This is a genomic window from Kribbia dieselivorans NBRC 106261, from assembly GCF_001552435.1.
Classification (GTDB): domain Bacteria; phylum Actinomycetota; class Actinomycetes; order Actinomycetales; family Dermatophilaceae; genus Kribbia; species Kribbia dieselivorans.
This window is the reverse complement of the sequence record NZ_BCRE01000123.1, coordinates 1-19,896: the sequence shown is the minus strand read 5'-3', so window position 1 is coordinate 19,896 and position 19,896 is coordinate 1. Positions and strand designations below refer to the sequence as shown.

Here is a 19,896-nt window from a genome sequence, read left to right as displayed (position 1 = left end):
CCGGGAGGGGCCCTACTGCTGAGTCGCCGCAGCGAACGCCTCACGCGTCGCCCGGTCGTACTCCGTCGATCCGCCGACCTCCAACCCACCATCGCACGTCAACCGCGCTCCGTTGACATACGACGACAGCGGCGAGAGCAGCACCGTCGCCATCGTCGCCACCTCCTCGGCTTCGGCGAATCGCCCGAGCGGCACCATGTCGTTCCACAACTGATCGCCCGTCGCCTCGGTCAGCCGCTTCATCCCCTCGGTCCCCGCCACCGGGCCGGGCGCGATCGAGTTCGACCTGATCCCGAGCGGACCCCACTCCAGCGCCAGCCCGCGCATCAACGCATCGACACCGGCCTTCGCCGCGGCCACATGCACCTGATACGCCATCGACCGCACCGACTGACCGGCCGTGATGAACAGCACGGAGCCTTGTGTCTCACGCAACTGCTCGAACGCCGCCTTCGCCACGTGGAAACTCCCGAGCACATCGATGTCCTGCACGACCTTGAACCCATTGGTCGAAATCTGCTCGGCCGGAGCGACGAAGTTGCCCGCCGCGCCCGCGACAACACCCGAGACCGGACCGAGCTCCTCGGCCGTGCGCGCGAACGCCGCCTGCACCGCGTCCCAGTCGCGCACATCGGCGACGGCCGGCACAACGCGAGCGCCCAGGGCCCGCAACTCCTCGGCCGCGGACTCGAGCCGCGACTCCGTCCGCCCGCAGATGGCGATGTTCGCGCCCACCGACGCGCAGGCCTTGGCAATGGCCAGGTTGATGCCACTACCGCCGCCGCTGACGAAGATCGTCTTGTCACGGAGCAGATCGGGGTGAAGCAGCGCACTCATCGGTGAGTCCTCTCGTTCCAATTCGCGTGGTCGCGTGCCATGCTGAGCCTCACACTAGTTAGCGATCGCTAAGAAGGGAAGTCATGACCAGCAAAGATGCTGCTCCCGTCACCGTCCAACGCTCGGAGCGCGGAGTCGCCACCATCACGCTCAACCGGCCCGACGCGATGAACACGCTCAACGCCGACCTCGTCCGCGCGCTGCTCGACACGTTCGCCGAGATCGGCGCAGACCGGAGCATCCGCGTCGTCGTCCTCACCGGAGCCGGCCGCGCGTTCTGCGCCGGACTCGACCTCAACGGCTACGGCGACGACCCGCGCGCCGACGACCAGGGCCTGATGCTCGGCACTTTCGCGCGCCAACGCGAGATCGTCAGTGTCGCCCAGGCGATCCGCGCGCTGCCGCAGCCGGTCATCGCGGCGGTCAACGGCGCGGCCGCGGGCGGCGGTTTGGCGTTGGTCTGTGCGGCCGATATCCGGATCGCCGTATCGACCGCAGTCTTCGCCGTCGGGTTCATCCGGGCGGGCTTCTCGGCATGCGACATCGGAGTCTCGTGGCTGTTGCCGCGCATCATGGGCGCCGGGCGCGCGCACGAACTCATGCTGACCGGGCGGCGATTCGAGGCGGCCGAGGCGCTGGCCGGCGGGCTGCTCAGCCGGGTCGTCGAGCCCGGTGTTCTGGCCGGCGCCGTCGACGAGACTGTTGGGCACATCCTCGCCAACCCGCCGGCGTCGGTCGAACTCACCAAGGCCGGGATGTGGATCGCGCTCGAGACTCCGGCATGGAACACGAGCATCGAGTTCGAGAACCGGCAGCAGATGATCACCGCCATGACCGAGGACCGCCGCGAAGCGACCGCGTCATTCCTCGAGCGTCGCCCGCCGGTGTACCAACACCGCTGAGCGTCTCCCCCGCGCCGCCCCTCCTCCCCCGGTTCGAGGTATTACCGACCGCTGCAACGGTCGCTAATACCTCGAACCACGAGGGCGCGGGAACCGCGAAACGTCAGCGGCGACCGACGATGTCCCGCCCGATGATCTCCTTCATGATCTCGTTCGCGCCGCCGAAGATGCGCTGCACGCGTGCGTCCTGGTAGGCCCGGCCGACGGGGTACTCGAGCATGAACCCGTACCCACCGTGCAACTGCAGGCACCGGTCGATGACGCGGTTCTGCATCTCCGAACCCCACAGCTTCGCCTCGGCGGCATCGACGACCGTCAGGTCCGACGCGTTGTACGCGACGATCGCCTGATCCACGAACGCCCGCGTCACGTCGATCTCGGTCCGCATCGACGCCAGCTCGAAGCGCGTGTTCTGGAAGTCCGCAATCGGCTGCCCGAACGCCCGACGCTCATCGACATACTTCACCGTCGAGTCGAACACCGACGTCGCCGACGCCACCGCCTGCGCCGCGATCGACAGCCGCTCCAGCGGCAGCAGATTGCGCAGCTGATTCAAACCGCCACCGAGTTCCCCCAAGAGATTCGCATCCGGCACGAACACGTCCTCGAAGATCAGTTCGGCCGTATCCTGACCATCCATCCCGACCTTGGCGAGCTGCCGTCCTCGGGAGAAGCCGTCCATACCGCGCTCCACGACGAGCAGACTGAAAGCCCGCGAACCGCCCTCCGGGTCCGTCTTGACCACGACGATGACAATGTCGGACTGAATACCATTCGTGATGAACGTCTTTGCCCCGTTGACAATCCAGCCGCCATCGACCCGACGACCCGACGTGGCGATACCGCGAAGATCACTGCCCGTACCGGGCTCCGTCATGGCAATCGCACCGATGATCTCACCGGTGACCATGCTCGGCAGCCAGCGCTGCTTCTGCCCGTCATTGCCCAGTTCGACGATGTACGGGATCGCGATATCCTCCTGCAGACCGAACCCACCGGCCAGCGACGTCGCGAAAACCCGGTTCAATTCCTCGATGACGACGTTTCGGTAGCGGTAGTCGTGCAGCGCGCCCGCGCCCCCGTATTCCTCCGGAGCCGCAAGCCCGAGAATCCCCTGCTTTCCGGCAGCCAGCCACACGTCGCGCGGCGTGAGCTTCTGCTGCTCCCATCCTTCGATGTTGCCGACGACCTCGCGCTCGACGAATTCGCGCACGACGGCACGGAAGTCATCGTGGTCGGAGGTGTAGAGGTGGCGCTTCATGGGGTTCCTTCCGGTCGGGTTCAGGTTTCGTCGATTGATGGATCCGCGTGGCCTACACGCCGGCACAGAGCACGCGAATCCATCACTCGACGTCAGTTCAGGGGCGTCGCGCCGGCGGGCGGGGTGTACTCACGACGCAACGGAGCATCGAGCACGGACGTATCGACGGAGTCGAGGGTCTCGGTGAACACGGGCGCACGCTTCTCGAAGAACGCCTGCACCCCGTCGATGGCATCGGCCGACACGCCGCACGCGTTGAGCATGAGCGTCTCGAGGCGGTGCGCCTCCATCGGGTGGTCGGCAGTGAGCATGCCCCACAGCAGGCGCCGCGACACCGAGGTCGACACGGCCGACGCGGCGGCGATGGACTCCGCGAGCGCCATGGCCGCGGGCAGCACCTGGTCGGGCTCCTCGAGTCGCAGCACGAGCCCGGCGTCGGCGACCTCGGCCGCGGTCAGCGTGCGTCCGGTCAGGACCCACTCCATCGCCCGCTGCATCGGCACCAGCCGCGGCAGGAACCAGGACGAACACGACTCCGGCACGAACCCGCGCTGAGTGAACGGGAACGCCACCCGCGCCTGGTTCGACAGGATGCGGATGTCGCACGGCAACGACAGCGTCGCGCCGACACCGACGGCGTGGCCGTTCATGGCGGCGATGACAGGTTTGCGTGACTCGAAGATCCGGAGCACGGCGCGGCCGCCTCCGTCGCGGCGCAGCGGTAGTTCTTCGCCCGGGACGTCGAAACTGGCCCCCGCCGGCGTGGTCGAGCTGTGCCGCCATGCGGCAATCGGAGTCTCGTCGCCCGCACCCGAGAGGTCCATGCCGGCACAGAACGTCGATCCGGCGCCGGTGAGCACGACCACCCGCACGTCGTCATCGGCGTCGGAGCGCTCGAATGCGTCGATGACGCCCTGCTCCATCGCGTCGGTCCACGCGTTGCGCGCCTCGGGTCGGTTGAGCGTGACCACTGCGATGTGATCGCGGGCCTCGTAGGTCACATCCACGGCATCCACCTTGATCCGTCCACAGTACTTAGCGATCGCTAACTCTACGATCGTACCGTGGACCGGTCAACCACCCACTGCGCCCGCCCACCCCACCCGCCCCACACCCGGTTCGAGGTATTGGCGACCGTTGCAACGGTCGCCAATACCTCGAACCGCGAGGGGGCCGCGCCTGGACGCTCAGCTCCCTGCGTGTCGTCCGCGGCTCACTTCGTGAAGTCCGTCGCGTAGACGAGGTTGCCCGACTGGAACACGTCCACGTGGGCCGAGGTCGCCTCGAGGCGGTCAAAGACGACCGCCCAGGCGGTGCCACCGTTACCACCACAGCCGACCGCCTGTGCCGTCGGCGTGGCCGGCTGCGTCACGGTGGCCGTGATGGGCGGGATGGTGGCGCGACCGTTCTTGGTGGTCTGCAGCTCGACCAGCGGCGACGTCCCGGACTGCGCCGCTACCGGGTTCTGCCCGGGCACGAAGTTGCCGCCAGGGTTGAAGCAGTTGTAGTAGGCGAAGCCCTGGACAGTCACCTGCCCGAAGGCCGGGGTGTTGCCGAGTCCGCTGAAGTTGCCACCAGAGACGGTGACGGAGGCGCCGCTGAAGGTGGCGGTCGGTGCGGTCTTGACGTTGACCGCACCCAATGCAGGTGAGGCTGCGAGGGCTATCGCGGCGAGGGCGGAGAACGCTGTGGCCGCGAGCCGTCCGGTGTGTGACATCTGACTCCCCATTCCTTGTGAAATCCCTCGGGCGGGTCTCGCCCGCGGGGCCGCAGCACGGAGGTCTCTGCCGTTGGGCGCTCCGGGGAGGGGACGTCGTCGCTGACGTCTGCGTGAGCGGGGTCGTCGCAGGCACATGGCTCTGGCTACCGACCAAAGGTAGACCTGCTCGGCGCGATCTGTGACGCACATCACACATTCAGTCAGAGATCGTCTAAGTTTGGGGCCGTGCGCGCGACTCCGGTGTGCTAAGGCACGGACACCCCGGCACCCAGCGGTTCGAGCTATTACGCGGCGGATTCCCGCCGCGCAATACCTCGAACCGGAACCGGCGAAGGGTGGAGTTGACACCAGACAGAGCCAACCCCTGTTACCCAGCAATGAGACGGACCACCAGGTTGCGACTACTTTGGCGGACCGAAGGCCTCGGGCATGGGCTTCTGGCTACTCCGGACGTTTGGACGGTGAGCCCCCTGTAGCCGACAAGGGTGATCTGCTTTCCCACCGGCGACAGCAGGGTGACCTCAGCCGGGCTCTCGATCAGGTCAGGCTACTGCCGCACTGAGCTGGCGCCGAGAAGTCACGAAGGCGTCGCAGCTTGGGATTCGTCCTTCCCATCCGGTGATTCCGGCGCGGACGAGCAACTGGTGCCGTTGATCGCCGCACCCCAAACGAGGTGCGGCAACGGCCCGGCAAGACTGGGCTCAGTCGCCAGCCCTCGCAGTGCGCCACCCGAAAGTGCGAGCGTCACAGGTTATGTCCTGGCACCGAGGACCAATTCCGTGGCGCTCGAAGCCAAGGTCGGCTACCTGTCAAGTGATGGATCCGCGTGCTCCATGAGTCCTCATAGGGCACGCGGATCCATCACTCGGCATTGGTATTTCAGCCGGCGAGGGCGATCTGCTCCCCCACCGGGGACAGCAGCGTGACCTCCGCCGGCCCCTCGATCAGCTCAGCCGTCGCCGCTCGGAACTCCGCGAACTCCTTCATCTCGCTGTGCCGACGCAGCGCGTCCTTGTCGGCGTAGGACTCAAGCAGGATGTAGATCTCGGTGCTCTTGAGTTGCCGCTGCAGGTCAAATCGCAGACACCCCTCGTCGGACAGGTACGCCGGGCGGGCCGACGCGACCGCAGCCTCGAATTCCTCGGCGAACCCGTCCTTGACGATGAAACGGGCGACGACGTTGATCATGGGTGTGTCCTTCCTCGGGCACGACAGTGTGCGGACCGACATCAGTCGGCGATCAGGAGCCTACCGCCGGCCGCGCCAGGATCATCGCCGGCATCTCACCGGACTGCACGACCTCACCGCGCTGGTTGATCAACCGGTACAGCCGCCCGACGATCCCGCGGTCCCCCTTGCTCGTCATCCGCGTCGAGGTGATCTCCATTTCGCAGTGCAGCGTGTCCCCGACGAAGATCGGAGCGCCGAAGCGCCAGCCGTCGATCCCGACCATCCCGACCGCGGTCTCGGCGAACCACCCAGCGCGGTCCATCAAACCGGTGAGCAGCGCGATCCCGAACACCCCATGCACGACCCGCTGCCCATAGAACGACGACTTGCTGAACTCCACATCCGAGTGGATCGCGTTCCAATCGCCGGACAGCATGCTGAACTGCGTCAGATCGGTCTCGGTCACCGTCCGCGCCACCGACCGATACACCTGCCCGACAGCCAGATCCTCGAACCACAACCCCGGGCTGGGCTCCACGACATCCACGACCTCGCTCATCCGCCCTTGACCTCCAGCACAACCCGACCCAGGTTCGCGCCGGATTCCATCCGACGGTGCACCTCCGCAGCCTGAGCCACCGGCACGATCTCCGAGACATCGGCACGCAACTCACCGCGCCCGAGGCTCCCGAGCAGTTGCTGCATCTCATCCACGCTGCACGACTTCGTGCCCACGAGGCTGATCTCCTTGAGGATCAGATACGCGGGAGGAATCGACACCTCCTTGCCCTCAACATTGCCCAACACAACCACGGTCCCGCCCAGCCGCACCGCATGCAACGACTCACGCAGAGTCGGAGCGCCGATCACCTCGAGCACGAGGTCGGCCTGCACCCCGAGCCGGTTGCGCACCTCCTTGGCGAACTTCCGCTCCGGCGACACCACCACCTCGTGCGCGCCCATCTCACGAACGCGCTCGGCGCTCTCCTCGCTGGAGACCACGCCGACCACCTGGGCACCCGCGGCCCGCGCGATGCTGATGGCGTGCAACCCGACCCCGCCGCTGGCACCGGTGATGACCACCGTCTGCCCGCTCGTGAGCCCACCACGGCCGATGAGTGCGTGGTACGCGGTACCGAGCGTGCACGTCGCAATGGCCGCCTCGGCCAGGCCGACACCCTCGGGCAGCGCGATGACCGTGGACGCATTCACCGCCACGAACTCGGCATAACCCCCGTCGTGGTCCTCCCCCAAGAACGCCGGCGTCTGCTGCGAACACAACGCCTCCATGCCGGCCGCACATTGCGGGCACGTGCCACACCCGGTGTAGATCATCGTCATCACGCGATCCCCCACCGCAAAGCCCGTGGTGCCTTCACCCAGGGCGGAGACGTGCCCGCTCACCTGATGCCCGAGGGTCACCGGCATCTGGGCACGGGGAAAAGCCCCGCCACGGGTCAGCAGATCGTGCCGGCACACCCCGCAGTACGCCACCTCGATGAGCACCTGCCCCGCCTGGGGCTGCGGCACCGGCACCTGCTCCGCCCGCAGCGCCTCGGGGCCTCCGAATTCGTGAATGCGTTGGGCCGTCATGACCTCAGGAAGCGACATCGGCTCCCCCTTTCGTCAAAAGCTCAGTTGCGAGATCTCGCAGCTTGTTTTTCTGGATCTTCACGCCATTGGCGCCATGCAGGGTCGGGAACTCGTCGACGACGAACACGCGACGCGGCACCTTGAATCGGGCGAGCTGGCGCCGACACTCCGCGAGCACGGCCTCCTCATCGAACGCCTCGCCCACCTCGGCCAGCACGAAGCCGACCACCGCCCGCCCCTCGGGCGTCTCGACCGCGACAATCTGGGCCTGATGCACCCCCGGCAGGTCCTCGAGGAACGACTCGATCTCCTCGGGGCTGACCAGGAACCCGCCGAGCCGCAACGAATCCCCCGCCCGCGAGAGATACACGACGTCATCGCCGTCCATGTACCCCAGGTCACCGGTCCGGAAGAACCCGTCGGAACGAAGATCCGGAATGCCCTCACGATTGAGATAGCCGCACGTGACATTGGGGCCCGACACCTCGATCTCCCCACGTTCACCGTCGGGCAGTACCTCACCGGAGTCCGGATCGGTGACCCGTACCCGGATCGCCCCCGAGATCGGCACTCCCCCGCCCAAGCCCCACCGCTCGACACCCGAACCGGCAGCCGGGTACGTCATCAGCGCCTGCACCTCACTCGACCCGAAGGTTTGGAAGAACTTCCGGCCTGCCGCAGCGGCCTGCGCCACGATGCCCGGAGCGTCGAGCGCCGTGAAACTCCCAAAGCCCGCCTCACGCCATGTCGGCATCGTCGACAGATCGTCCTCATCGAGGATGCGGCGCAACATCTCGTCCGAGACATTCGTGTGCGTCACGCCGTGCGAGCGAATCAACTGAACGGCCTCGGCCGCCTTGAACACCGCCTGGATCACGACGGGAGCGCCGGCCGCCAACCCCGCCAGCAGCGTGTTGTACCCGAACACACCACAGAACGGCAGCGCACCCAGCACGACGGTGTTCGGCGCGTGATACCCGAACCGCTTGGCCACGGCATACGCGTGATGCACCAGACCGGCATGATCGTGCAACACGAGCTTCGGCGACGAGGTCGTCCCGGAGGAACTGAACGCGTGCGCCCGAGTCTGCGGCGTCGCGGCAATCTCCCACACCGGTTCGTGCGCGAGCAGACTCTCACCGGCCACGGCCAGCGGACGCAGCGCCTCCGGCACCTCGGCACCCTCGCCCAGAGTGACGATGTGACGCAGCGAATCCGGCAGCCGCGCCGCCATCTCCGCGAGCATGCCCATGAAGTCGATGCCCTTGAACCCGGGCTCGACAACGAGGGTCGACGCACCCGAATCGACGAGCGCCTGCAGCACCTCATGCGAACGGAGCTTCGTGTTGACCCCGAACGCGATCGCGCCGAGTTGCGCAGCCGCGGCCACATATTCAACGGTGGCCGTCGAGCTCGGCAGCCAGATGGCCAGCACGTCCCCGGCTCCCAGCCCCAGCTCGGCCAACGCGCCGGCCAGGCGGGCACCGCGCTCCTGCAACTGTGCGTACGTGGTGCGCAACTCCCCATCGATCAGGGCCACGCGCTCACCGTGGGTCGCGCTCAGGTGCGCCAACAGGTGGGCCACGGTCGGCTCATGCGCGATGACCAGGCCCGGTGCCAGAACGGTCTCGCTCACAGCAACCGCCAGATCTCGTCGGCCGTGACCTTCTCCACCGGCTGGTCGAGCATGATGCGACCACGGTTGATGACGGCGACGCGTTTGGCGACCTGCAGCACCTTCTCGATGTTCTGCTCGACGAGGATGACCGTCATGCCGTACTCCGCATTGAGCCGCTGCGCCACCTGCATGACCGTGTCGACAAGGTTCGGCTGCAGCCCCACCGACGGCTCGTCGAGCATGAGCAGGTCCGGGCTCGACATCAGCGCGATCGAGATCGCGACCATCTGCCGCTGCCCGCCACTCATCGTGCCGACCAGCTGATCACCGCGCGTCTGCAGGATCGGGAACATCTCCAAGACGTCCGCGCGGGTGATCCGCCCCGAACCACGCTCGCCGAAGCTGAGGTTGTCGTTCACGCTGAGGTTCTCGAAGTACCCGCGCTGCTGCGGCACCAGGGCCACACCCGAGTCGACGATGCGTGGGGTAGAGGCCGAGGTGATGTCCTCGCCGCGCAGGTGGATGCTCCCCGACTTGGTCGGTGTCAGCCCGAGAAGCGCACGCAGGAGCGTCGACTTGCCGGCGCCGTTGTGCCCGAGCACGGCGACGAACTCGCCCTCGCGCACGTCGAGCGAGAGCCCCTGCAGCACCGGCTGACCCGCCACATCGGCGTGCACGTCCTGCACGCTGAGCAGCGCGTTGGTGACCTTCTCAGGCGCCGAAGTAGACATCTCGGAGCACCTCGCTTTCCATGAGTTTCTCGGGGGTGTCCACGGCCAGCACCTCACCGGTGCCCAGGAACACGGCCCGGTGGCACAGCTCGCGCACGAGCAGCATGTTGTGTTCGACGAGGAGCACGGTGTGGCCCTCGCTGAGCAACTTGGCCAGGACCGCGCGGAACTGGTCGAGCGAGGACTCGTCCAACCCGGAGGTGGGCTCATCGAGCAGCAGGAGCTTCGACCGGGTCGCGAGCAGTCGCGCGATCGAGACGAGCTTCTGCTCCCCGTACGACAGCGACCCGGCCGACTGGCCGCGCACCTGCTCCGGGATCCCCACGAAATCGAGACATTCGTGGGCGAAGTCCACCGTGCGCTGCTCCTCGGCGCGCGACTTCGCCGGGCGGAAGAAGACGTTGCGCACCCGCTCGCCGGGCTGCTTCTGCACGCCGACACACACGTTGTCGATGACGCTCAGGCGCGGCAGCAGACGCACGTCCTGGAACGTCCGACCGATCCCGGCCGCGACCCGGTCCTGTGGTGACGCGCTGGTGATGTCGGTGCCGTTGTACGTCACGGTGCCTTCATCGGTGGGCAGGGTGCCGGTGATCATGTTGAACAACGTCGTCTTGCCGGCGCCGTTCGGCCCGACCAGACCGGTGACCTGACCTTCGGGCACGCCGAACGTGGCGCCCTTGACGGCCTGCAGGCCACCGAACCACTTCGAGGCGTTCTCGACCTCAAGCAACATGGGAAGCCTCCTGCGCTGCGGCCTGCGTACCGGCACTGCGCGGGCGTCGATGCGGTTTGTCGGCCAGCAGACCCTGCGGGCGGGTGAACATGAGCACGACCAGGAGCAGCCCGAAGAACGCCTGCTCCAGTGGGCCCGCGACCGACTCGGCTAAACGAATCTCCTGCAGCAGCGGCGGGATCACGGTGATGATCGCCGCTCCGATGATCGACCCGAGGATCGAGGTCATGCCCCCGACGACGACCATCGTGATGATGCTGACCGATGTGGCGACCTCGAACGACCCTGGGCTGATGTACATGAGGTACTGCCCGTAGACGACACCGGCGAGGCCGGCGAACGCCCCGGCGAGCACGGTGACGAGGATCTTCGTGCCGCGCACTGGCTTGCCCATCGTCGCCGCGACGACTTCGTCGTCACGGATCGTGTGCATCATCCGCCCGAACGGCGAACGCACGAGCCAGAACCCGAGGGCGGCCACGATGAGCAACACGATGAACGAGTAGACGAGGAACGGCTGGTCCTGGAAAAGATCGATCGGGCCGAAGACCGGCCGGACGATCCCCGGGATTCCGCCGGTGCCGCCGGTCACGGAGGTCCAGTTCGAGAACACGCTCGAGGCGACGATCTGCAAGGCGAACGACGCGACGATGAAGTAATCACCGGAGACGCGCAGGGCCGGGACGGCCATCACGGCGCCGGCGGCCGCGGCCAGCACGATCGCGGCGGCCGTCGCGGCCAGTGGGGACCAGTCCTGCTTCACGCTGAGGAAGGCGTAGGTGTACGCACCAACACCGAAGAGCGCGGCGTGGGCCATCGAGAAGATGCCCATGTGCCCGATGAGCAGGCTCAGGGAGAGCGACAGGATCGCGAAGATGGCGATCGAGGTCAGCAGGGACAACATGTAGGGGCTCATGCGGGACGCCTCCTCGACGTCAGCTTCAGACCGGAGAGCCCGGCGGGGCTGACCGTGATGAGCACGAGGAACAGTACGAAGATCACCGGCAGGGTCCATTCGGCGTCGATGCGCATGAGCAGCACGTTCTGCAGGACGCCGAGGGCCATCGCGGCGATGAACGCGCCGGTGACGCTGCCGATGCCGCCGATGAAGACGGCCATGATCGAGATGATGAAGAACGTCTCGCCCAGGCCCGGTTGCATGCCCGTGTCGGCCGCGACGTACAGGCCGGCCAGTGCGGCAAAGAGCGACCCGGCGGCGTACACGAGCACGAGCACGCGCTGCGGGCGGCGGCCGACGATCTCGACGAACTCAGGGTTGCCCGAGTAGGCGGTGATGAGCTTGCCCGCGCGGGTCTTGGTCAACACGAGCAGGAGCGCCGTGAACGCGACGACGGTGATCGCCACCAGGGCGACCTGGCCCACGGTCATCGACCACGACCCCATCGGGATCGCACGGTGGAACCAGCCGCCCAACGACAACTGGGCGGGCCGCGCTCCGAGGTTGATGGTGAAGAGGTTGTCGACGACCACCAGCGCGCCGAGGGAGACGAGGAAGAGGACGAATCCCTGCCCGCCGCGGCGCCCCAGCGGGGTATAGAGGAAGCGCACCAGAGCCACACCGAGGAGCACCGCGAGGATCAGCCCGACGGCCGCGGCGACACCACCCGGCAGGCCGAGGTTCTGGGTCGCGATGACCGCCAGGTATCCCGCGCCGCTGAACACGGCGGCGTGGGCGATGTGGAAGTGGCTGGTCGCGCCGAAGATCAACGCGAAGCCCACCGCCACCAAGGCGTAGACGCTGCCGGCGACGACGCCGTTGAGCAGCAGTTGGATGAAGAGGTTCATGTCAGTCGGGCCGATGCCTCGGGTCAGCCCTGGTAGTTCTTGACCAGGGTTGTGACTGCGCCGCCGGTGATCTCGCCGATGTTGATCGGGCGCGAGGCGACGCCGTTCTCGAACGTCAGCTTCGAGCCGTAGGAGGAATCGAACGTCTTGATGTCGTTGATCGCCTTGATGATCTCTTCTCCGCTCGGGTTGGCGTTCGCCTCGGCGGCCTTGGCGTAGCCCTGCGAGAAGACCTGCACGGCGTCGTAGTAGTTGCCGATGTACGAGCTGGCCGGCTTCTCGCCGTACTCCTTCTCGTAACGCTGGACGAAGTCGGCCTTCGGCTCGAACGGGATCGACGTCAGGATCAGGCCCTCGGCGGACTTGTTCTTGAGCACGTCGGGGATGGCGGCCCAGGAGGTGTTGGCCATCTGCACCTTCCAGCCGATCTCGCGGGCCTGGCTGACGATGTTGTTCGTGTCCTGGCCGAAGGCGCCGATGAGGAGGAAGTCGGCGCCGGAGCTGCGCAGCTTCGTCAACTGCGAGCGGTAGTCGGTGCCCTGGTACTTGCCGCTCTCCTCGGCGACGATGTTGCCGCCGGCGGCCTTGTAGGCCTCCTCGAAGCTGTCCTTGGCGGCGCGGCCGCCGTCGTCGCTGGTGTAGATGACCGCGGCCTTGGTGTACTTCTTCTCCTTGACGAGGTACTTCGCGAGGACCTCGCTCTCGTTGCGCACCAACGGGATCGTGTTGAGGAGGAACTTCTGGTCGCCGAGCGCGTTGCTCTGCGCGCCACCGTTGATGACCGGGATCTTGCGGCTCTCGGCGATCGGCATCAGGGCGAGGGTCTGGCTGGAGAAGGAGCTGAGGACCATCTTGACGTCCTCGCCGACAAGCTTCTGGAACGCGGTGACGGCCGGCTCGGGCAGGGCCTGGGTGTCTTCGACCTGGAGCTTCAGCGGGGTCTTGCCGCCCACGCCGCCGGCGTCGTTGATGTCCTTGACGGCCAGCTTCGCGCCGTTGCCGAAGTAGTCGCCGTAGACGGCCTGGGCGCCGCTGGTGGCCCAGAGGCCACCGATGAGGATCTCTGAGTTGTCGCCGCTGCCGCCGGCGCTGCCGGAGCCGCAGGCGGCGACAGTGGCCAGGCCGAGGCCTGCGATCGTGGTGACGGACGCGAGACGAATGAGTCGGGTACGCATGGGTTTCCTTCGGGTTGTGTCGGGCATCGTTGCCCGGTGGGGGTTTCGGTGGGGAGGACGTGCGGGGAGAGTCAGGCGTCGACGCTCCGGTGTGGAACATCGCCGGCCAGGATCTCTGCGGCGATGGTGCGGAGCGCGGCGGCGCGGATCTTCGTGCCGTTGGTGCCGGCCGTGGTGGGCAGTGCGTCGCGGATGACGACGCGCTGGGGGACCTTGAACTTCGCGAGCGATTCGGCGCACCAGGCGAGAAGTTCGGCTTCGTCGACCTGCGATTCGCCCGCCGCGTCGTCGGTGGGCACGACGAAGGCAACAGCGACCGTGCCCCCTTCGGTTCCCGTCGCGCCGACGACCTTGGCGATGTTGACCTTCGGGTGTTGCAGGAGTCGGAGTTCGATCTCGGCGGGGTCGACGAGGAACCCGCGCAGACGGAGGACATCGCCCATGCGGCAGATATAGGTGAAGCTGCCGTCGTCGTGTCGCCGGCCCAGGTCGCCGGAGGTGAACCAGCCGTCGTCGGTGCTGGCGGAGTGGATCAGGCGCTCATCGCCCAGGTAGGCGTCGACGACGTTGTACCCGCGGAATTGGATCTCGCCGTCGACTCCGTCGGCCACGGGCTGGCCGGTGACCGGGTCGGCGAGGCGCCATTCGATCTCGGGTGACACCGGTCGCCCGCCACCGCCCCAGCGCGCAGGGGTGGGGTCGGTGGCGTGCCAGAAGGCGGCGAGCGCGAAGGTCTCGGAGGATCCGTAGACCCCGACGACCGTCGTGCCCCACTGCTGCTCGGCCCACTGCGCGAAGGCACGGGACTTGCCTTCGAAGTCGGCGATGCCGATCCACTGCAGCGCCATCGGGGGCTGGTCGACGTGCCACGCGGCTTGAAGGCGGCTGAAGACGTCATCGGCGCCGGCCGCGTGGGTGACCCGGGCGGCGGACAGGTCGGCAAGGACGCCCGAGTCGTCGAAGACCGGCTCGAGGAGCGCGGTGGCGCCAGTGAGGAGGGCAGCCATGACCGGGGTGAATCCGAAGACGCCGGAGAGCGGGAGGACACCCATGATGACACTGTCGGCATTCATGCCCGTCGCCTCGGCGACGGCAAGCGCCTGGGTGACCACACCGTGCTCCGAATGTGCCGCGAGTTTGGCTCGCCCGGTGGAGCCGGAGGTCGTGAAGGCGGTGGCGAGGCCGGCGACCGGGTGTGCCTTGAGCGGGAGGGTGGGGCCGTCGGCGGGCACGGCGTGGGCTCCGTTGCCCACGTCGAAGCGCTCGGGGTGTTCGGCCGGTGGGAGGCCAGGCGCGGAGAGGACCAGGACGGCCGGGAGCGGTGCGGTCGTCGCGGCCGCGGCGCGCGTCAGGCGATCGACGAGGTCGACCTGCGCGAAGCCGTCGGCGATGACGACGACCTTCGGCCGGGCGGAGTCGAGGACGTGCGCGACCTCGTCGGTGTTGTAGCGCGTGTTGATGCCGACGACGTGCGCGCCGAGGGTCAAGGCGGCCAATTGAGTCGCGACCGCGCTCGACCAGTTGGGCATCCAGACGGCGACGCCATCGCCGGGGGTCACGTCGAGGTCGGCCAGCACCACGGCGATCCGGCCCGCGTGGGTGGCGAGTTCGGCGCGGGTGACGGGTGAGGGCGCGCGCGTGCCCGCGTGCCCATCGAGGAGTGCGACGGACTCGGGGGACGCCTCGACCAGGGCAGAGAACACGTCCAGGAGACGGGTCTGCGTCATCGAGACTCCTTCGTCTTGACGGAAAACTTGTACACGAACGATCGTTCGTCCCTATAGTGAGGTCATGACGGCACAGAGTCAAGAGCGGGAGTCGAAGAAGCCTTCCACCGGCCGACGGCCGAATGAGGGGGCGATTCTCAAGGGGGCGTTGACGGCGTTCGCGGGGCGCGGTTTTCACGGAGCGTCGATGCGGGCCATTGCCGGCGAGGCTGGGACCAGCTTGGCGAACCTGTACAACTACGTGCCCTCCAAGGAGGCACTGCTGGCCGAACTACTGCGCTCCGGCCTGCAGGAGTTGTTGGGGCAGGTGCGCGGCGGCGTCGACGCGGCCGGAGATGATCCGGTGGCGCAGATGGGGGCGGCGGTGCGCGCGTACATTTTGTGGAGTGCGCACAGTCAGGCCACCGGCGTGGTCGCGTTGAGCGAGTTTCGGTATCTCACCGGGGAGGAGCGCAGCGACATCGTGGCCGCGCGCGATGAGGTGCAGCACATCTTCACCGACATTGCGGAGCGCGGTGTGGCCGAGGGAGTCTTCGGCACGCCGTACCCGCGGCATGCGGCGCGCAACATCGCGCAGCTCTGCTCGGCGTTCGCGCTCTGGTATCGGGCCGATGGGGGCGAGACGCCCGAGGCGCTGGCCGAGATCAACGTGCGTTTGGCGCTGGGGATGGTGGAGGCGTCGCCGAACTGAGCGGCCTCAAGGACAAGATTGATAGGCTCGGGGTCTTGATTCCTCAGGTCGAGCCTCGGCGCGAAGCGCCTGCTCCGAGGGCTGTTGGACAGAATTTCGCGCTTATGGTGTGCGCATGTCCTACCCCAGCCAGCCGCCGTCCGCGGCCCGCGCGCGCGTGCGTGCGCCACGCTTCTCCGGAATGCCTGTCGGCGACGCACGGGGGAAACTCGCGTACCGCGTTCTCGCCGCAGCCATGGCCGGGCTGTGTCTGTACATCGCGGCCGCGATCCTCATCGACGTGCCCGTCTCGTCGCTGCTCACCGTGATCGGCGTGGCCGCGGCGCTCATGTTGTGGCGCCTCCCGAGCGGAGCGCGGCAGATCGCGGACGCGGTGGTGCTCGGCCTGGTGGTCATCGCGCTCTACACCACCGGGTTGGATCTGTTGTCGATCCTCCTCGTGGGGATGGTTGGGGCGCTTGCCCTGACGCGCTCCGCGCCCGCGTGGCTGCTCCTCGCCACGGGTGTCGTCGGGGTGGCGGCGGGCTGGTCAAGCATCACCGTCGCGATGAACCGGATGCTCGTGCCACGACTGATCGTCGAGTCCGTCCCGGGCATTGATCTGCACCTTCCCGTGATGCTTCTCGGCCTGCTCACGGTGGCGATCTCCGTGGGGTTGGTGGCCGTGGCCACGTGGCGGTTCGCCCTGCGTATCGACCTGCTCGCCATCGCCCTGTTCGTCGCCGCCGGGTCGCACTTCGTCGCGGGCCTGCTGGGGCTGGTTTCAGTGACGGTGCCGATGCTGCTCGCCGATCTGTTTCCCGGTGTCTACTCGTTCGACGAGGAGTCTGCGGCCGGGTACAGCGCGATGTTCACGGTGCTCGCCATGCGCCAGGCTGACATCTTCATGATCGCCGTGGCCCCGCTCGTCTTCGGCGTCGCGGCCATCGTCAGGTTGGTGCGTCAACCGACGTTTGCGCTGCGGGGCGTGGCGCTGCGGCCGACGTCCGTGACGGTGGCGGGCCTGACCGCGCTCGCCCTGGCGGTGCCGGGAGCGCTGATGGTGGCGCTGGCACTCATGGATGCGAACAATCCGCTCCAGGTGGCGCTGCCGTTCGTGATCGACGGGGTGGCGCTGCTGCTGTGGGTCATCGCGGCTGTCGCGTGGTGGCACCACATGGCGCCCGTTCGAGAGAAGCACGCGCCCGGTGGGGACGTGACCACCACCGATCTGGCGGTCACGCTCGTCCTCGCGGCGGCGCCGGGGTTGCTCGCGGTGTTCGACCTCGCGCTTGCGTTCGTGCCGTAGAGACAACCAGCACACGCCCCGTCAGCCCGTGAGGGCCGACGGGGCGTGAGCTGGTGCGCTTGCGTCAGCCCTCGTTTGTCGACCACGACGTGTGGTCGCGGGCGGCGTCGTCGGCGAACTGGATGCCGATGCGCGCCAGCGTGCCACCGTCCGTCGACGGCAGCACGGCTCCGGACATGTACGCGCTGTCGTCACTGGCCAGGAAGAGAGCGACGTTGGCGTTGTCGCGCAGCGACGGAGGCCGGTTGATCTTGAGCGGGTGCGGCTGGACCCATGGGTTCCATTCACCTTCGGCGCTCTCTTCGTAGGACTTGCCCACGGGGGTGTCAGATGGTCTGTGTAAGGGGTTGGTCCTGAAAGGACCGCGATGACCGACATGATGTCCGTTGTGACGGACGAGACCACTGGGACAGACGTGAACGACAAGCCCGCTTCGACGCGGCCGAGCCGGTTGGCTGAGCGCCGCGCGATCCGCGCCGCTTCGCCCGCTCGGGCAGCGGTGAGCGAGCTGGCCGAGTCGGGCGCGTTGGACGGGCTGTTCGCCAAGATCGACGGCGGTGAGCTCGACCTGACTGGCGATGGCGGATTCGTCAACGAGCTGCTCAAGGCCAGCCTCGAGCGTGGCCTGGCCGTTGAGCTGACCGACCACCTGGGCTATGAGAAGGGCGCCCCCGACGCGGCCGCGTTCCCCAACGCCCGCAACGGCACGACGCCGAAGACGTTGGCGACCCAGGCCGCTGACGTCGACCTGGCCGTGCCCCGCGATCGTGACGGCACGTTCAGCCCGCGGCTGGTCCCCAAGGGCGTGCGGCGCCGCGAACGGGCCAAGGACAAGGGGAAGCCTTCCAATGAACGCAAGGCCGCCCCACGGCTGGTCGAAGGACTCGTGGTGACGAACCGGAAGCAGGCCCTGGCCCAACTCGCGATCGCCTACCCCGACCGCATCAACCCCCACCTGTAACCCCTACAAATCAAACAAGGAGACCGATTCCATACACAGAAAACTTGACACGCTCGTCCGCAAGGCCAAGGACAAGGCGAGTATGGAGAACACCGTGTGGCACGTCACGATGCGGATCATCGCGGACCTACGTGATGAACGGTTCGCGACGCTGCCCGACCTCAAGGCCGCCATCGCCAGTCGCGTTGAGGCGTACAACGCCGAGCCGTTCCAGAAACGGCACGGGTCGCGGGCGGGCGTGTTCGCCGCTGAGGAGCAACCACTGCTGCGTCCGCTGCCGCAGGCCGGCTACGAGATCAGCCGGTGGGTCTACGGGCGCCGGGTGGGCCGCAACGGGCACGTGGTGTGGGAGAAGAACTTCTACTGCGTGCCCTTCGCCCACGTGGGCGCGAAGGTGGACCTGCGCATCACCGATCGGGTGTTGCAGGTCTACCGCGGCACCGAGCGGCTGACCAGCCACCTGCTGCCACCACCTGGATCGGTCAACGTGTACCGCACCAATGACGCCGACCTTCCTGCCGGGGACAGGTATCGCCAGTGGGACCCCGACCGGGTCAGGCACTGGGCCGAGCGGATCGGCCCGGCGACGGTGAGCGTGGTGAACCGGATCTTCGAGTTCGTCCCGGTCGACGAGCAGGGCCTGGACGCCGCGCTGGCGGTGCTGCGCCTGTCGCGGCGTTTCTCTGCCGAACGAGTCGAGGCCGCCGCCCGGCTCGCCCTGGCGGGCCCGGTGCGCTCCCCACGCTATGCGCACCTGCACCCGATCCTGGCCACCGGCCAGGACAAGACCGCCGGACACCGACCACCGCGCGAGGAACCAGTCGAAGTCGGCGGCTACGTGCGCGGCGCCGACTACTACGCAGGCGGTGCCCAGTGAAGGGCATCGACATCGAAACCAAGCGCAAGCTCCGCGAAATGGGAGCCACGCCCCTGTTGGAGGCGATCGAGGCCCACGACGACACCCTCACCTTCGGGATGAGCTTCGGTGAACGACTCCGGTTGATCGTCGACGAAGCGCACTCGACGTTCAACCACGCCAAGATCGAGGGCCTGATCCGCCGGGCTGGGCTGCGATACCCCGGCGCTGACCTACGCCGCCTCGACATGGTCGAGGAACGTGGCCTGGACCGCAACGTGCTCGCCCAACTCGCGACCTGCTCCTTCATCGAGCGGCAACAGAACGTGGTGTTCCAAGGCTTCACCGGTTCCGGGAAGTCCTACCTGGGGTGCGCGTTGGCCAAACAGGCCTGCCAACACCGCATCCGCGCCCACTACATCCGCATGCCCGACCTGGAAGAAGCGTGGGCGCTGGCCGGCGACAAACCCCAAGGCGCCACGAAGTTCCTGAAGAAGTACGCGGCCTTCACCCTGCTGGTCATCGACGAATGGCTACTCGACCACCCCGACGACGCGATGCGCAGCATGCTGCTCGAACTGCTCGAACGCAGATACGACACCGGATCCACGGTGTTCTGCACCCAGTACGCCAAGAAGGACTGGCACCAGCGACTCGGATCCGGGGTACACGCCCACGCGATCATGGACCGCATCGTGCACAACACCATCTGGGTCGACACCGGCAACCAGAACATGCGTGAACACACCACAATGAACCAGTAAGAACCACCATTGGGTGCCAGTGGACCCCACCCCGGCGACCACTGGCCCCCAACGGCAAGA

20 protein-coding genes and 1 pseudogene are annotated in these 19,896 nt (G+C 67.3%); 6 read left to right on the top strand and 15 right to left on the bottom strand.

Features of this window, described 5'->3' with window-relative positions; genetic code table 11:
- Positions 1–12: 12 nt before the first annotated feature.
- Positions 13–837 (bottom strand): SDR family oxidoreductase, encoded by an 825-nt coding sequence (locus KD1_RS10900; protein ID WP_068401836.1) that lies wholly within the window; start codon positions 835–837, stop codon positions 13–15.
- Between the two features lie 83 nt (positions 838–920).
- On the opposite strand from KD1_RS10900, the gene KD1_RS10895 reads away from it, so the two are divergent.
- The gene (locus KD1_RS10895) at positions 921–1,739 is read left to right on the top strand and encodes an enoyl-CoA hydratase/isomerase family protein (protein ID WP_068401834.1); all 819 of its coding nucleotides are present in this window, start codon (positions 921–923) and stop codon (positions 1,737–1,739) included.
- 103 nt (positions 1,740–1,842) lie between these two features.
- Here KD1_RS10895 and KD1_RS10890 read toward each other — a convergent pair whose 3' ends face one another.
- The 13 genes from KD1_RS10890 to KD1_RS10830 all read right to left on the bottom strand — a co-directional run bounded on the left by KD1_RS10890 (position 1,843) and on the right by KD1_RS10830 (position 15,276).
- Complete coding sequence (locus tag KD1_RS10890) at positions 1,843–3,000, bottom strand: acyl-CoA dehydrogenase family protein (protein WP_068401832.1); 1,158 nt, start codon at positions 2,998–3,000, stop codon at positions 1,843–1,845.
- Positions 3,001–3,092: 92 nt separating this feature from the next.
- On the bottom strand, positions 3,093–4,007 hold the full coding sequence (locus KD1_RS10885) for an enoyl-CoA hydratase-related protein (RefSeq protein ID WP_068401830.1): 915 nt from the start codon (positions 4,005–4,007) through the stop codon (positions 3,093–3,095).
- A gap of 206 nt (positions 4,008–4,213) precedes the next feature.
- Positions 4,214–4,717, bottom strand: a complete 504-nt coding sequence (locus KD1_RS10880; RefSeq protein ID WP_157073306.1) for a hypothetical protein — start codon at positions 4,715–4,717, stop codon at positions 4,214–4,216.
- A gap of 882 nt (positions 4,718–5,599) precedes the next feature.
- Positions 5,600–5,908: a putative quinol monooxygenase gene (locus tag KD1_RS10875; RefSeq protein ID WP_068401826.1), complete on the bottom strand. Its 309-nt coding sequence runs from the start codon at positions 5,906–5,908 to the stop codon at positions 5,600–5,602.
- A gap of 52 nt (positions 5,909–5,960) precedes the next feature.
- On the bottom strand, positions 5,961–6,449 hold the full coding sequence (locus KD1_RS10870; protein ID WP_068401825.1) for a MaoC/PaaZ C-terminal domain-containing protein: 489 nt from the start codon (positions 6,447–6,449) through the stop codon (positions 5,961–5,963).
- A complete protein-coding gene (locus tag KD1_RS10865) occupies positions 6,446–7,501 on the bottom strand; it encodes an alcohol dehydrogenase catalytic domain-containing protein (RefSeq protein ID WP_083542380.1) in 1,056 nt (351 codons plus the stop codon). The genes KD1_RS10870 and KD1_RS10865 overlap by 4 nt, the downstream gene beginning before the upstream one ends.
- Positions 7,488–9,119, bottom strand: a complete 1,632-nt coding sequence (locus KD1_RS10860; RefSeq protein ID WP_068401818.1) for an AMP-binding protein — start codon at positions 9,117–9,119, stop codon at positions 7,488–7,490. Before KD1_RS10860 ends, KD1_RS10865 begins: the two co-directional genes overlap by 14 nt.
- Positions 9,116–9,832, bottom strand: coding sequence for an ABC transporter ATP-binding protein (locus tag KD1_RS10855; protein ID WP_068401814.1), 717 nt, complete (start codon positions 9,830–9,832; stop codon positions 9,116–9,118). The genes KD1_RS10860 and KD1_RS10855 overlap by 4 nt, the downstream gene beginning before the upstream one ends.
- On the bottom strand, positions 9,813–10,568 hold the full coding sequence (locus KD1_RS10850; protein ID WP_068401812.1) for an ABC transporter ATP-binding protein: 756 nt from the start codon (positions 10,566–10,568) through the stop codon (positions 9,813–9,815). The genes KD1_RS10855 and KD1_RS10850 overlap by 20 nt, the downstream gene beginning before the upstream one ends.
- On the bottom strand, positions 10,558–11,484 hold the full coding sequence (locus tag KD1_RS10845) for a branched-chain amino acid ABC transporter permease (protein ID WP_068401809.1): 927 nt from the start codon (positions 11,482–11,484) through the stop codon (positions 10,558–10,560). The genes KD1_RS10850 and KD1_RS10845 overlap by 11 nt, the downstream gene beginning before the upstream one ends.
- Positions 11,481–12,374, bottom strand: a complete 894-nt coding sequence (locus KD1_RS10840; RefSeq protein ID WP_068401805.1) for a branched-chain amino acid ABC transporter permease — start codon at positions 12,372–12,374, stop codon at positions 11,481–11,483. The genes KD1_RS10845 and KD1_RS10840 overlap by 4 nt, the downstream gene beginning before the upstream one ends.
- Before the next feature lie 23 nt (positions 12,375–12,397).
- Positions 12,398–13,549 (bottom strand): ABC transporter substrate-binding protein, encoded by a 1,152-nt coding sequence (locus KD1_RS10835; protein ID WP_068401803.1) that lies wholly within the window; start codon positions 13,547–13,549, stop codon positions 12,398–12,400.
- 71 nt (positions 13,550–13,620) lie between these two features.
- Positions 13,621–15,276: an AMP-binding protein gene (locus tag KD1_RS10830; protein ID WP_068401801.1), complete on the bottom strand. Its 1,656-nt coding sequence runs from the start codon at positions 15,274–15,276 to the stop codon at positions 13,621–13,623.
- A 64-nt stretch (positions 15,277–15,340) separates the two neighbouring features.
- Here KD1_RS10830 and KD1_RS10825 point away from each other — a divergent pair, with 64 nt between their 5' ends.
- Positions 15,341–15,967: a TetR/AcrR family transcriptional regulator gene (locus KD1_RS10825; protein WP_068401794.1), complete on the top strand. Its 627-nt coding sequence runs from the start codon at positions 15,341–15,343 to the stop codon at positions 15,965–15,967.
- 115 nt (positions 15,968–16,082) lie between these two features.
- Positions 16,083–17,255 carry a hypothetical protein gene (locus tag KD1_RS10820; protein ID WP_068401791.1) on the top strand — a complete coding sequence of 391 codons (1,173 nt, stop codon included), beginning with the start codon at positions 16,083–16,085 and terminating at the stop codon, positions 17,253–17,255.
- Positions 17,256–17,319: 64 nt separating this feature from the next.
- On the opposite strand, the gene KD1_RS10815 is transcribed toward KD1_RS10820, so the two are convergent.
- Complete coding sequence (locus tag KD1_RS10815; protein ID WP_068401788.1) at positions 17,320–17,574, bottom strand: Rossmann-fold NAD(P)-binding domain-containing protein; 255 nt, start codon at positions 17,572–17,574, stop codon at positions 17,320–17,322.
- Positions 17,575–17,724: 150 nt separating this feature from the next.
- Between KD1_RS10815 and KD1_RS17375 the strand changes: the two are divergent.
- The 3 genes and pseudogenes from KD1_RS17375 to KD1_RS10800 all read left to right on the top strand — a co-directional run.
- Positions 17,725–18,069: pseudogene (locus KD1_RS17375) on the top strand (transposase); the annotation flags it as partial.
- Between the two features lie 229 nt (positions 18,070–18,298).
- Positions 18,299–19,093 carry a Mu transposase domain-containing protein gene (locus KD1_RS10805; protein ID WP_217995866.1) on the top strand — a complete coding sequence of 265 codons (795 nt, stop codon included), beginning with the start codon at positions 18,299–18,301 and terminating at the stop codon, positions 19,091–19,093.
- Positions 19,090–19,836: an ATP-binding protein gene (locus KD1_RS10800; RefSeq protein ID WP_157073305.1), complete on the top strand. Its 747-nt coding sequence runs from the start codon at positions 19,090–19,092 to the stop codon at positions 19,834–19,836. Before KD1_RS10805 ends, KD1_RS10800 begins: the two co-directional genes overlap by 4 nt.
- Positions 19,837–19,896: the final 60 nt, after the last annotated feature.

Bases quoted from the DNA above. Each gene is read 5' to 3' on its own strand.
- KD1_RS10820 (WP_068401791.1), top strand. From the start codon at position 16,083: ATGTCCTACCCCAGCCAGCCGCCGTCCGCGGCCCGCGCGCGCGTGCGT.
- KD1_RS10890 (WP_068401832.1), bottom strand. From the start codon at position 3,000: ATGAAGCGCCACCTCTACACCTCCGACCACGATGACTTCCGTGCCGTC.
- KD1_RS10875 (WP_068401826.1), bottom strand. From the start codon at position 5,908: ATGATCAACGTCGTCGCCCGTTTCATCGTCAAGGACGGGTTCGCCGAG.
- KD1_RS10880 (WP_157073306.1), bottom strand. From the start codon at position 4,717: ATGTCACACACCGGACGGCTCGCGGCCACAGCGTTCTCCGCCCTCGCC.
- KD1_RS10805 (WP_217995866.1), top strand. From the start codon at position 18,299: ATGGAGAACACCGTGTGGCACGTCACGATGCGGATCATCGCGGACCTA.
- KD1_RS10870 (WP_068401825.1), bottom strand. From the start codon at position 6,449: ATGAGCGAGGTCGTGGATGTCGTGGAGCCCAGCCCGGGGTTGTGGTTC.
- KD1_RS10835 (WP_068401803.1), bottom strand. From the start codon at position 13,549: ATGCGTACCCGACTCATTCGTCTCGCGTCCGTCACCACGATCGCAGGC.
- KD1_RS10900 (WP_068401836.1), bottom strand. From the start codon at position 837: ATGAGTGCGCTGCTTCACCCCGATCTGCTCCGTGACAAGACGATCTTC.
- KD1_RS10865 (WP_083542380.1), bottom strand. From the start codon at position 7,501: ATGTCGCTTCCTGAGGTCATGACGGCCCAACGCATTCACGAATTCGGA.
- KD1_RS10825 (WP_068401794.1), top strand. From the start codon at position 15,341: ATGACGGCACAGAGTCAAGAGCGGGAGTCGAAGAAGCCTTCCACCGGC.
- KD1_RS10855 (WP_068401814.1), bottom strand. From the start codon at position 9,832: ATGTCTACTTCGGCGCCTGAGAAGGTCACCAACGCGCTGCTCAGCGTG.
- KD1_RS10840 (WP_068401805.1), bottom strand. From the start codon at position 12,374: ATGAACCTCTTCATCCAACTGCTGCTCAACGGCGTCGTCGCCGGCAGC.
- KD1_RS10895 (WP_068401834.1), top strand. From the start codon at position 921: ATGACCAGCAAAGATGCTGCTCCCGTCACCGTCCAACGCTCGGAGCGC.
- KD1_RS10845 (WP_068401809.1), bottom strand. From the start codon at position 11,484: ATGAGCCCCTACATGTTGTCCCTGCTGACCTCGATCGCCATCTTCGCG.
- KD1_RS10830 (WP_068401801.1), bottom strand. From the start codon at position 15,276: ATGACGCAGACCCGTCTCCTGGACGTGTTCTCTGCCCTGGTCGAGGCG.
- KD1_RS10850 (WP_068401812.1), bottom strand. From the start codon at position 10,568: ATGTTGCTTGAGGTCGAGAACGCCTCGAAGTGGTTCGGTGGCCTGCAG.